Genomic DNA, 12,803 nt, shown 5'->3' on the forward strand with positions numbered 1-12,803 from the left:
TACACCCATACTTTCTTAACACATCTTCATTAATCTCACGAAAAATTCTACTGTTTTGACCAGCGTCTTGACTGGAACCCGTTCATTATTCCCATGAATCATTCCCCGTTCTTCCTTTGACAGCTTCATTGCCGAGAATTTGTATACCCTGTCTGTAATCCTGCAGTAATGCCACGAATCACTGCATGCCATCATCAAATATGGCGCAACAATCGCCTCCGTCCACGTATCCGCAACCGCCTGGCAAAGCCTCTTATATTCCGCGCAGTCCGTATCTGACTCCGCAGACGGATTTCTTCCTTCATACACAGATACCTCAATCTTAGGATTATGAATCGTTTTCTCTAGATACTCTCTTGCTGATTCTACCGTATCTTTTCCCAACAGACGTAAATTCATTCCGACAGAGGCTGCGGGGGGAATTACGTTAAATGCCTTTCCACCCTGCATTTTTGTCATTGCACATGTCGTTCTCATCATTGCGTTCAGCTCTCCGCCGGAAGCCCGACACACCTTGTCAAATAATCCTTCCAGGCACCACAGATTCGCAAACAGAATCTTATACCCGAAGCTAGAGTGTCGTCCCAGTGTATCCAGCATCTCTCGCACTGGTTTTGTAAGCTGTCTTGGAAACGGATGCTTCTCCACCTCTACTACTGCCTGGGCAAGTTCTCCGACGATTGTATGTACGGGCGGCATAGAAGCATGTCCGCCGCTGCTCTTTGCCTTAAATTCAATATTCGTAAGACCCTTTTCCGCAATTCCGATCAGCGCACATTCCCTGTTCACGCCTGGAAATACATTCTCTACAACTGCGCCGCCTTCATCCACAACCAGCGCCGGTTTAATCCCTCTTTCTTCCAGTAAATCCACAATTGCCGGACAGGACGGGCCATTGATCTCCTCCTGTCCCGAAAAGGCAAAATATATGTCATGTTCCGGAACAAAGCCTTCTGCAATCAGCTTTTCTGCCGCCTCCATAATGCCGCAGAAAGTACCTTTCGTGTCCAGGGTTCCGCGCCCCCATATAACGCCGTCTTTAACAACCCCTTCAAACGCCGGTTCCTCCCACTGCGACTCCTCCACCGGCACTACATCATAGTGAGACATCAAAACAACCGGTTCTTTTTCTGTTTTTCCCTTCCAATGATACAGCATGCCATTTACTCCTACGAATTCTCTGGGGCAGGCAGCATGTACCTTTGGATATAGTTTAGGAAGCAGCTCCTGAAACTTTTGGAACTCTTTTCTGTCTACCAGACTTTCATCATTATAAGAAATTGTCTTACAGCGGATCATTTCTACCATATCATTTACAATTTTCTTTTCATCCAGTTCAACCGGACTGCCGGACGCCTTTATTTCTTCTTTCGGCACAAACATCGCCGCACGCACCAGCAATACAGCAAGAAACAAAATAACTGCCGCCAGCAAAATCCACAATAGTATCATTTCCCAACCACTCCTTTCACCAAAGCAGAGCAGGCGCATTGGAGCCCTGCTCTTTTTATGTAAGCCTTTACAGTTTCCCTTTCTTATATAGGATTCTTGCCGCACCGATTGCAATCAATGCTCCGACCGGAACCAATACTCCTACTGAACTGGAAAGTGACGGCACCAAGAGGAAGAGAACTACCATAAATACAAGAGGCGCAATAGAAATTTTCCAGTTCTTGCTTACATAAACTACGGCAAGACCCCCGAACAATGCCGGAAGAATATTATCAAACGCCGGCTTTAACACCGGTGAATTTAAAATCGGTGTCAAAGGTACAAGTAAGGCTACTCCTGCCGCAATAATCACTGTTGTCACTATGGAAGAAGTCGCCACTGCAATTGTGGAAATCACTTCTCCTTCTTCTGTGCCCGGCTTTACCTTCGCGTTTTCCATTGCAGTCAAAGCTGCCGGCACCTTCAGGTTCGTAAGATTCCCTGTCACAAATGCAAGGTAAGAGCCTGCTGTCCCCAACATAGGCACAAACGTAAGCACTTCAATCAGTCCTACTGTCCAGAAAATGGGTGCAACTCCCAACAATCCTTTTAATACCGGCATAATACCCGGCCATGCATCATAATAAATACACGTCACTGTAGGATATGCAAAAATCATTCCCAGAGCAAGCAGAATCCAAATCCTCCCGTAAATATGTGTCATATCCTCATATGTTCTTCCATTCTTTCCCATACTATCAACCTCCTATCAGCGGTGTGATAAACACAGCAAAAACCATCGCTCCTAACATACTGATCGGCAGCGCGTAATTTTCCAGCCACTTCATATTGCACTTCTTTACAAGAATTCCGCAGATTCCCATCAAAAATGCGGAGAACAGAAGAACAAAAATCGGAATCCAGCCTTTTAAACCATCCCGTATGTCCGCAAATACCATTCCCAGAAACGCAGAAATCATCCCCAGGAACAGCGCAGTCATTACAATGTCTCCCCATTTGCTGTCCTTATTTTTCAACTTTACTAAACCGCCCTGGATTTTCTTAATAAACAGCGGTACCCAGATAAGCCCCGGGAAAATCCCCAGTGTCATTACCCATGCTATTGCCGTATACACCTCCGGATCTGTAATCGTTGTCGAAAGAGAACTGATCCCCAATGCATTTGCCGTCGTTGTAGCGGCAGGAAGCTCGTATGTAATCGCCCCGATTACACTTAAGCGAAGCCACGGAAGCGGCAGTCCCAAAAATTTTGACAACGTGATCACGCCCAGAAGAATCGACACTGCCGGAGCAAAAGTGAACACCGCCGTAGAAATCATCATTTTGCGTATCTGCTTCATATCCATATTGAGTGCCTTTCCTCTGCGGTACGCCCGCACAAGGAAGAATACAGACTGTGCTATGACAAAGACGATAACCAGTCCTGCCAGCACAAATAGAAATGTACTGCTCGGATTAAACATAAAACCCCTCCTTATAAACTCTTTGTAATTTTTTTCCTTTTTCTAATTATATAATACAGAAATGCCCCTGCAAAAACAAGAATGCTGATCCACTGTGAAGTCGAAAGCCCTAAAATAATTCCTCTTTCCTTGTCATCATACCGAAAATACTCTAGTACAAAACGCACTGGTGCGTACAGCATTAAATAAAGCAACAGACTGTTTCTCACCTTGTTCCGGTTTCTGTATATATAGATAATCAAGACTGCCGCTATTATCAGATTGCAGACTGCCTCTGTCATCTGAACAGGAAACAAAGGCGTGCCGTTTGGAGCAATCAAGGACTCCGTATAAGTAATGGCTCCTGCTCCCGTATAGGGAATTCCATAGCAACAGCCGGCCGCACTGCAGCCCATTCTTCCAAACGCATGCACAATCGGAATACAAGGAATACCTACCGATGCATATTCCATAACTCGAATATGAAAGACCTTCCAACAGAAGAATACGCCTGCCAGCCCTCCAATCAGTCCCCCGTAAAAGACAAAGCCTCCTGACAGCCAAGCAGAAAGATACTCTGTTTCTGTTATTCTGGAAAAATCAATCTCCTTCCATGAGACAGCCAGGTAAAGTACTTTTGCACCTATAAGGCCTCCCAGCGCTACACAGCCTGCAAGCGTAATAAAGTCATCATATTCTTTGTGAAAGAGATGTACCAGTATCCATCCAACAACAGCCGCCACCGCCACACCAAGCATGATAAAAAATCCATAATACGGTATTGTAAAACCACCTATTTGAAATCCCATATTTCCGTTACCAAGCTCCTCCTGATTTTCAATCCTTTTACTAATATCCAGCAGAACAAAGTGTCTTCGACACTTCAGCCCCCTATCCCCCATTCATGGGGGAATTAGGGGTTTCTTTTTGTGTTAGTTTCCTGCATAATAGTCTTATGAATATTTTACAGAAGATTTTTAAAGACCATTATGAAGAAATGATTTATATTTTACATCCCCGTATCTCTGTTATTGAGAATGTTGAAAAAATGATTCACTGCGGTGACCCTTCTTTCGGCGGCGCAATGTACCACTGTCCCCACTGCGCAGAATGGAAGTTCGTTCCCTTTCGCTGCCACAGCCGCTTTTGCCCTACCTGCGGCAACATGTATTCCATCCACCGTACCACTTCTATGTCTTTTAAGCTCCTTGCCTGCACTCACCGCCATTGTGTCTTCACTATCCCTGAACAGCTTCGCCCTTTCTTCCTCCACAACCGTTCTCTTCTTAACTGCCTTTTTTCCGCAGTCCAAAGTGTTATCTTCCGCTTATTTTCTAAGGTGAATACATCCAAAAATTTTACTCCCGGTTTTATTTGCGTCCTTCATACTTTCGGTCGTGACCTGAAATGGAATCCACATATTCATTGTCTTGTTACCCAAGGCGGGCTTAGCCACGATAATTTTTGGCGCAAACTCTCTCATTTCAACTTCTCTTTTCTGCGCAGCGCCTTTTGTACCGCACTCCTCAATTCACTTCATCAGCAGCTTGGTCCCTCTTTTAAAAAAATGAAAGCTTTTTGCTATCAACACTGCAGGAACGGCTTTTATGTTTATGCCAAACCCAATCTTTGCAACCCCTATGCTGTCTCCAAATATATCGGTCGCTATCTCGGTCGCCCTCCCATTGCCACTTCCCGCATTGATGCTTACAATGGCGATTCCGTCACCTTTCATTACAACCGCCATGAGGATGAAAAACTTGTTGTTGAAACACTCCCTGCCTTGGACTTTATCTCCCGCCTGATTCAGCACATCCCAGAAAAGCACTTTAAAATGATTCGCTACTATGGTCTTTATGCAAGGCACCGCGAATCAGACAAACTCCTTTTCCGGGCTATTTCCCAAAAAGCCCGTCCTTTTCTCCTTAGCTTCAACAAATGGCGCTGCTCCATCATAGCCTCTTTCGGCTATGACCCTTTAAAGTGTCCTAAATGTGGCAAAACCATGCTCCTCCTTGAAATTTACTACAACCATCATCCTGTTTCTCTGCAAGAATTATACGAAAAAGCAATGCGAAAGTACCTGCCCCGTTCTCCTGCTAAAAGTAAATTTCTTTTATCTCCTTTTCATTCGTGATACAATCAGAATATCAAGTATGAAACGGAGGCAGCATTCCCATGAAACCCATAAGTGAGCATGAACTTGCAGAGAAACTCAGGAAGCAATACATCGAATCTCCTCCGGAAGGTATGACCCCTTATGATATTAAATACATGAGCGACAGTGACCTTCTGGATATGGATTATTTTCTACATGAATTTGATGACGATGACGATTTTGAAGAAGAAGATTTTTATCTTTTCTAATATCGTCTATTTCCCATGCCCATTTTTTTAGTGGACTATTTTTTCTCTTTTTCTAAAAGGGAGAACTTTCCTAATATTGAACAAAGTGGGCAAGCCCACTTCAACTCCCTTGCCCCTCACTCTTGAGGGGCTTGTCCACTTTGCGCGCCGCCGCAATACCGCAAAGCGGTAAAATTTCCTTATTGCGGCGTGCGCATCCCGCCCAGAGGGCTTTTTATATAATAGGAAATTTATCGAAATTTCCTATTATATGAAAAAGAGGAATGCATATGCACTCCTCTTCTCACTCATTCCCTTTACGTTAATGTTATGCTAATGCTGCAATTCCGCCAACACATGCGATGCACGCCACATACATAATAAGGCAAAGTATCGTACCGATGATAGAGCAAACAAAACCAGCTGTCGCCATTCCTTTTTTTGCAGGATCTTTCTTTCCCTGTACGCCCAAGATAATTCCAACGATACCAATTACACCGCCGATCAATCCAAAGCTACCAAAGAAAACACCGATTACGATAGAGATAATACCTAAAACTAATGATGCTACTGCCATTTTTCTCCTCCGTAAAAATTTATATTTTTTTCACAAAAATATTATATATGTTTTATTACCCATTGTCAATCCATACATTCTTTCTCCAGCCATTTCCATATATCTTCATACACTTGTCTGCGGTCTGTCTCGTTGAGAAGCTCATGGCGATCTCCTGCATATAGCCGGAGCGTGATGTCCTGTATGCCTGCCGCCTTATATTTCTCATATATTTTCCGCACTCCTTTTCCATAATTTCCGACTGGATCTTCCGTTCCTGCCAGAAGGATAATTGGAAGTGATTTAGGAATCATAAAGACGCTCTCTCTTTTCTGCATACTGAGCATTCCGCTGAACATATGGTAATACGCGTTCACTGTAAATACAAACGAACACAGAGGATCTGAAATATATGCTTCCAGCTTTCCCTCATCGCTTGTAATCCAGTCTGCTCTGGTTTTTGCAGGCTTAAACCGTTTGTTATAAGCCCCAAGCGCCATTCGATTTATCAGGCAGCTCCTGTAGTGCCAGCCTCTACATGCCGCTAATACACGACAAAGCCGTTTGCCAAGCTTAAGGAGCCTCCTGTTTTTGTCTGCTACAACTCCCATCAGTACAGCGCCGCTTAACCCGTTGCCATACATCTGAATATACTGCCGAAGAAGGCTGGAACCCATGCTGTGCCCCAGCATAAAGTACGGCACATCTGGATACTTTCTGCTGGTACGCTGACGGAGTGTATGCATATCTCCTAAGACACATGCATTTCCATATTTTTCATTGAAAAAGCCATATTCTGACTTGCTCTGTATAGATTTTCCATGTCCAAGATGGTCATTTCCCACTACATAAAATCCCTGTTCACATAAAAACTGTGCGAATTCATCATATCTGTTGATATATTCCACCATTCCGTGGCTTAGCTGCAAAACTGCTTTTACCTTGCCTTCTGGTTTCCATTCTATTGTGTGAATCTCTGTATTTCCATCCTTTGATGGGAAGTAAAACTCATCTTTCATGTTCACTCACTACCTGTCATCTAAATTTATGTAATCACGATACGGTGCAAGCGGCTTGTAAGCCGGACGGATAATCTTGTCTACGTTTTTTAGTTCTTCCAGTCTATGCGCACTCCAGCCGACAATACGAGCTGTTGCAAATATCGGTGTATAGAGAGCCGGCGGCAAATCCAGCATGCTGTATACCAATCCGCTGTAGAAGTCTACGTTCGCATTGACTCCTTTGTACATTTTACGCTTTTCCCCAATAATCTCCGGAGCCATATGCTCTACTGTTTCATACAGCGCATACTCTGCTTCATGTCCTTTTTCCTTTGCCAACTGCTTCACAAAGCGCTTAAATATATCGGCTCTCGGATCCGATATAGAATAAACGGCATGTCCCATTCCATAGATAAGCCCTTTGTGGTCAAATACCTTTTTGTCTAAAAGGTCTATAAGATACTGCCGTACCTGATCTTTATCTGACCAGTCTGTTAAAGTCGCCTTCATATCTTCGAACATCTGCGTAACCTTTACATTCGCCCCGCCATGCTTTGGCCCTTTTAAGGACGCCATCGCCGCGGCGATTGTAGAATACGTATCTGTCCCCGATGAAGTCACAACGTGTGTTGTAAATGTTGAATTATTACCGCCACCATGATCCATATGCAAAACAAGCGCCATATCCAGAATCTTTGCTTCCAGCTTTGTATATTTTCTGTTCTCTCTTAACATCATCAAAATATTCTCCGCTGTGGATAGCTCTGGCTGTGGTGCATAAATATACAAATCCTCACCACGTTTATAATTATAGGCATGATAGCCGTAAACCATAAGCATAGGGAATTGGCTGATGAGATTCAGACACTGTCTTAAAACATTCGGAATACTTGTGTCGTCAGCCTTATCATCATAAGAATATAACTGTAAGATACTCCTTGTAATGCTGTTCATCATGTCGCGACTCGGCGCTTTCATAATAACATCTCTTACAAAATTCGGCGGCAACATTCTGCGCTCTGCGATCATTTCCTGGAATTCTTTTAGCTGTGCTTTATCTGGCAGTTCTCCAAAAAGAAGGAGATACGCTGTTTCCTCAAATCCAGGGTGGTGTGCGGCAAGAAAGCCCTTCACCAAGTCTTTTATATTGTAACCTCTATAATATAGATTTCCTTTACAGGGCACCTGTTTCCCGTCCACCATCTTAAACGCGCACACATCAGAAATGTTTGTCAGACCTGCAAGCACACCTTTTCCATTCAGGTCGCGCAGCCCGCGTTTTACTTCATACTTTGTGTACAGTTCCTTGTCAATCGCGTTGTTCTGCTCACATTTGAGGGCGAGTTCTTCAATCTTCGGGGTAATATCGAAAAAAATACTGTCAATGTCTTTTGCCATATGCCCTGCCTCCTTACTCATTCTTATTTTAATATGTTCTTTTTATTATACTAAAAATTGAAGTTTTATACAATCACATGACTATTAAATATTTATGAACTCGTAACAGCCATACAGTGTGCGGGAAGCATAAAGTTACATGAACTATTCCCCCAATCTGTCCGCAAGCGCCGCAAATTGCTCCAGTGTCAAAGCTTCTCCCCGCACATTGCTGTCTATCCCCAGATCCAAAAGTGCCTGCTCTGCTTCCTCACGTGAAACAGTCAATTCTGTACAGTTTTTCAAACCGTTGACTAAGGTTTTTCTTCTCTGGTTAAAAGATGCGCGTATAATCTGAAACAGCAGTTTTTCATTTTTAACCTTTACAGGAAGTTCTGTATACCGTTCCAGACGTATCACTGCCGAGCCTACCTTCGGACGCGGCATAAAGCAATTCGGTGGGACATTCGCTGCCAGATACGGTTTTGCATAATACTGTACTGCCAGAGATAATGCGCCGTAATCCTTCGTTCCAGGTCCTGCCTGCATCCTCTGCGCCACCTCCTTTTGTACCATAACTGTAAGACTCTTTAACGGTACATGGTTTTCAAACAATCCCATAATGATCGGTGTGGTAATATAATATGGAAGATTGGCAACCACCTTGATTGGTTCTCCTGCATTCTCTTTTTGGGCAAGCTCTGCAATATCTGTTTTCAGTACATCACCGTTTATAATTTTTATATTGTCATAACCATTTAATGTATCCTTTAAAATTGGTATCAATGCTTTGTCAATTTCAATCGCCGCCACCTTTCTCGCCGCACAGGCAAGGTACTGTGTCATCGTCCCGATTCCCGGGCCAATTTCCAGCACAAAATCATCCTTTGTTATCTTTGCGGCGCGAATGATTTTATCCAGCACATGGGGATCTATCAAAAAATTCTGCCCGTATTTTTTCTGAAATACAAATCCATATTTCTTAAGAACGGCAATTGTATTCTGCGGATTTCCTAATGTCGGCTCTTTCATTTCTACGTTCCTTTCTATCTGTATCTTAAAGCTGGTACAGTATTTCTGCATTTTTTTCTGTCTGCCAAATCACTTCTTGCACTGTTATTCCTTTTTGCCGCGCAATTTCTTCCGCAATATAAGGGAGATATAAAGAAGAATTTCGTTTTCCGCGATACGGCGCCGGAGCCAGATAAGGACAATCTGTCTCAAGTACAATAGAGGAAAGGGGAATTTCCTGTACTGTCTGTTTTAATTTTTTTGCATTTTTAAAAGTCACAACGCCTCCCACACCAATATAATATCCCATCTTTACATATTCTTTCGCCATCTCCGCTGAATAAGAATAGCAGTGTATAACCGCACAGAGCTTAGAAGCATAGGCTTTCATTATCTCCATTGTATCCGCCGCCGCTTCTCTGCTGTGTATAATCACCGGCTTTTTAAGCTTTCCGGCAAGCTCAAGCTGACGGATAAACCAGGTTTTTTGTAAATCACGGTTTTCCTTGTCCCAATAATAATCCAGTCCTATTTCTCCCACAGCAATCATTTTGTCCCGTTTTAAAAGCGCTTCCATCTGGCAGAGCTTTTCTTCATTTAACTGTCCCACCTCGTCCGGATGCACGCCAATTGCTCCATAAATAAAAGAATATGTATCTGCCAGAGCAACTACTTTTTCCCAGGAGTCCGTATCAGAGCTTACGTTGACAATTCTCCCGATTCCATTCTCCCTCATAGCCTGTAAAAGCTGCTCTCTGTCGTCGTCGAACTGTACGTCATCATAATGAGCATGTGTATCAAATATCATTACTGTTCCTCCACTAAAACAGCAGGCTCTCATCCAGAGAACCTGCCCCGAATCGTTGTCACGATTATAACACAATATCATCTATCTTATCAAATGTATCCAGCGTATACACTTCCACTGTATTTCCCGATACCAGATAAAAACGGGAATCCGAATAAATTCCTCTTGCTTCTCCGTATCCTGACAGTTCTCTTGAAAAGCGCATCGTAAATCCCTTCTCATTATCATAAGAAAACATATAAAACGTCTGCCGCTGTCCGTATGCAGTAAACCCAATGAGATTTAGTTCTTCACTTATAAGCGCCGCCTTATAGTTATAAGCAACATCTGTAGAGTACATATCTTCCAGAACGTATTTCTGTACCTCTTTTACATCTGAGGCATCTGAAATATCAAACATAGAAAGCTTCACCCCATTTGTTACCGTCCCTGTCTCGTCCACATCCATACCTATACCGAGCAGTTTTCCCTCTCCAAATGGATGCAGGTATTCTGAAAAACCAGGAATTTTCAGTTCTCCGATAATTTGGGGCTTCGATGGGTCAGACAAATCTACTGAAAAAAGTGGATCCGTCTGACGGTATGTCACAAAATACCCTGTTTTCCCTATAAATCTCGCAGAATAGATCTGCTCCTCCTGGGCAAGATCATGAATCTCTCCTATTATTTCAAGATTCTCGTCCAGTACATATAGAGAATTCGATTCTTTAAAACTGCTTTCTGCCGCTGCCGTTTCCCCGCTTCTTGCCAATGGCGCCACACTATTTCCGACCGGACTTACTGTTGTCACCAGCCTTAAATTCCCCTCATATTCGTCAATACTAAAAGAATCATTGAGTGTCCCGTCTATTTTCGTCTGTCCTTTTGCTTCAAGTATGCCATCTTGATACCCAATCTTGCGGATACAGGTCTGTGTCATAGTTTCTTCCTGTGCATTGTAATATCCTTCGCAAATGTATATATTTTCCCTGCTCACATAACAGGTTCCCACACTTCCAAACACTGCTATGCTATCTGTTTTTCCTGATGGTTCTGCAATAACGAAGGCAGAAAGTACCGTATACTGTGTCCCTCTTTTATACTGTGGAAGCAAAATTTTACTGCTCTCAATGTTCTCTCCCTGAATTTTAGGGATATAAGCCTCTATTTCTTCCCTTCCTGCTGCTATATCTGCGTAAAAATTGCTCAACAAATATACATAGCCGTCTGATACCCGCATTGTATAGAAGCTGCCACTCTGTGAAAAAGTGTCCAAAAGCTTCGGCGCCGACGGTATACTGACATCATAAATATCAATTGCTGTATACTCTCGGTATTCCGTATTGTAAGTATCACTGTTTGCATACGCTTCATCAGATAAAACCGCGCCGTCTGCATATCCTGATACGGAATATGCAATCAATAGAGAATTTCCCTCTATATACAGTTCGTATGCCGTCTTCTCCTTGTCCATTCGAATAGAGGCTGTCTGCACCATTTTTTCTCCCTCAATGCTTACAATCTGCACATTTTGCCCTTCCAATATATAGAGGTTCTTTCCGTCTGTCTTTACAATATCCCCCTCCCCTACTGCTGCTTCCCGTACATTCGTGTCTGAATACCCGCTGTCTGCTGCGGATTGCTCTCCTTGACCGGCATAAGGCTGTCCTGCCGAATCAGACGCACTTTCCACAGCACTTTCATTGGTACTTTTTGACACACTGTCAGCTCTTTCATTTAATTGTTCTTCCTGCGCCTTTCTTTCTTCCTTAATATAGGCATACACCTCATCATAATCTTTTGCTGAAACGATTTTGCCCGGGCTGCTTTGTGCAGCAGCATATTCTGTATCAATGCCTATAGATAATTTTCCTCTGTCCTTCTCTGTAAACCATCCATTTTGAGCAGCGGCAATTCCTATAAGCACACAGACACATGCTGCAGCGGCGGAGCATACAGTCCCCCATTTTTTTCGCCTTCTATGCAGTCTTTCTCTTCTGTTCTTTTCAAGTCTTCTCTCAACTGCCTCCGGCTGCAAAGACTCTGGAATCTCTATGTTCTCTGCATTTTTAGCTATCCTCTCAATTACACTCCCTTCTTGCTGCTCTGTCTGCTTATCCTTTCTCTCATCTACTTCTCTATCCACTCTATGCCACACCCCTTTCTACTCTAATATTTTTCTCATTTTTCCAAGTGCGCGGTTCTTTTTTGAACGCACGGTTGCCGCCTCAATCCCCAACATACCGCCAATCTCCGCACTCTTATATCCACCGAAAACAGAAAACGACACAATCAGCCGTTCCTCTTCACTGAGTGTCTCCAATGCTGCCCTGACGTCCGCTTTCTGTCCGTAATCTATCTCCGGTTGAGCAATATCTTCCGTAAGCTCCTCATCTTTTTCTCTTTTTATAAACCTTTTTCTACATTGATTTGCAAGTATCGTAAACATCCAATTGCGAAACGATGTTTCAGACTTTAACTTCGTTATATTTTCATATGCCGCTGTAACCGCTTCACTCACTGCATCTTCTGCGTCCTGCGGATGCCGCAGTGTATACAACGCAAACTTATACAGTTCTATATAAATCTGTGCATACAATGCTGAAAATGATTTTGTATCACCCGCTTTTGCCTTTCGGACCAATCTTAGCTCTTCTTTACGTTTGCCTCTGCCCCCAGCCTGACTATCCGATCGGTTTTCTAACTGGCCCATGTGCCGCCCCCTCTCTTCTTCATTTATATATTAGAGTAAAAAACAGATGGTTTTGTTGCATAACAAAACGGGCGAGCCCACTTCAGCTCCCCCGCCCTTTAATCTTAAGGGTATCGGC

At 43.3% G+C, this 12,803-nt stretch carries 13 protein-coding genes; 2 read left to right on the forward strand and 11 right to left on the reverse strand.

The annotated features are described in order from the left end of the window. Nucleotides 1-15: 15 nt before the first annotated feature. The 4 genes from ACZ5C4_RS17870 to ACZ5C4_RS17885 form a co-directional block, all read right to left on the reverse strand. Complete coding sequence (locus ACZ5C4_RS17870; protein ID WP_464522179.1) at nt 16-1,452, reverse strand: M20 family peptidase; 1,437 nt, start codon at nt 1,450-1,452, stop codon at nt 16-18. A 67-nt stretch (nt 1,453-1,519) separates the two neighbouring features. Then, nucleotides 1,520-2,185, reverse strand: coding sequence for a hypothetical protein (locus ACZ5C4_RS17875; protein ID WP_464522180.1), 666 nt, complete (start codon nt 2,183-2,185; stop codon nt 1,520-1,522). A gap of 4 nt (nt 2,186-2,189) precedes the next feature. Then, entirely contained in the window at nt 2,190-2,915 is a 726-nt protein-coding gene (locus ACZ5C4_RS17880) for a DUF5058 family protein (protein ID WP_464522181.1), read from the reverse strand. 11 nt (nt 2,916-2,926) lie between these two features. Continuing rightward, complete coding sequence (locus tag ACZ5C4_RS17885) at nt 2,927-3,703, reverse strand: prolipoprotein diacylglyceryl transferase (protein WP_464522182.1); 777 nt, start codon at nt 3,701-3,703, stop codon at nt 2,927-2,929. A 146-nt stretch (nt 3,704-3,849) separates the two neighbouring features. Between ACZ5C4_RS17885 and ACZ5C4_RS17890 the strand changes: the two genes are divergently transcribed. Next, nucleotides 3,850-5,031, forward strand: coding sequence for an IS91 family transposase (locus ACZ5C4_RS17890; RefSeq protein WP_464519782.1), 1,182 nt, complete (start codon nt 3,850-3,852; stop codon nt 5,029-5,031). A 41-nt stretch (nt 5,032-5,072) separates the two neighbouring features. Continuing rightward, nucleotides 5,073-5,261, forward strand: a complete 189-nt coding sequence (locus ACZ5C4_RS17895) for a hypothetical protein (protein ID WP_186877231.1) — start codon at nt 5,073-5,075, stop codon at nt 5,259-5,261. Nucleotides 5,262-5,568: 307 nt separating this feature from the next. On the opposite strand, the gene ACZ5C4_RS17900 is transcribed toward ACZ5C4_RS17895, so the two are convergent. The 7 genes from ACZ5C4_RS17900 to ACZ5C4_RS17930 all read right to left on the reverse strand — a co-directional run bounded on the left by ACZ5C4_RS17900 (nt 5,569) and on the right by ACZ5C4_RS17930 (nt 12,685). Next, complete coding sequence (locus tag ACZ5C4_RS17900; protein ID WP_464522183.1) at nt 5,569-5,817, reverse strand: hypothetical protein; 249 nt, start codon at nt 5,815-5,817, stop codon at nt 5,569-5,571. Nucleotides 5,818-5,882: 65 nt separating this feature from the next. Next, on the reverse strand, nt 5,883-6,815 hold the full coding sequence (locus ACZ5C4_RS17905; protein WP_464522184.1) for an alpha/beta fold hydrolase: 933 nt from the start codon (nt 6,813-6,815) through the stop codon (nt 5,883-5,885). A 9-nt stretch (nt 6,816-6,824) separates the two neighbouring features. Then, complete coding sequence (locus ACZ5C4_RS17910; RefSeq protein WP_464522185.1) at nt 6,825-8,195, reverse strand: citrate/2-methylcitrate synthase; 1,371 nt, start codon at nt 8,193-8,195, stop codon at nt 6,825-6,827. A 144-nt stretch (nt 8,196-8,339) separates the two neighbouring features. Then, on the reverse strand, nt 8,340-9,206 hold the full coding sequence (gene rsmA, locus ACZ5C4_RS17915) for a 16S rRNA (adenine(1518)-N(6)/adenine(1519)-N(6))-dimethyltransferase RsmA (RefSeq protein ID WP_464522370.1): 867 nt from the start codon (nt 9,204-9,206) through the stop codon (nt 8,340-8,342). Nucleotides 9,207-9,231: 25 nt separating this feature from the next. Continuing rightward, nucleotides 9,232-9,993 carry a TatD family hydrolase gene (locus ACZ5C4_RS17920; protein ID WP_464522186.1) on the reverse strand — a complete coding sequence of 254 codons (762 nt, stop codon included), beginning with the start codon at nt 9,991-9,993 and terminating at the stop codon, nt 9,232-9,234. A 64-nt stretch (nt 9,994-10,057) separates the two neighbouring features. Next, nucleotides 10,058-12,118, reverse strand: a complete 2,061-nt coding sequence (locus tag ACZ5C4_RS17925; protein ID WP_464522187.1) for a beta-propeller domain-containing protein — start codon at nt 12,116-12,118, stop codon at nt 10,058-10,060. 18 nt (nt 12,119-12,136) lie between these two features. Further along, nucleotides 12,137-12,685, reverse strand: coding sequence for an RNA polymerase sigma factor (locus ACZ5C4_RS17930; protein WP_464522188.1), 549 nt, complete (start codon nt 12,683-12,685; stop codon nt 12,137-12,139). Nucleotides 12,686-12,803: the final 118 nt, after the last annotated feature.

Source organism: Mediterraneibacter flintii (genome assembly GCF_055387595.1).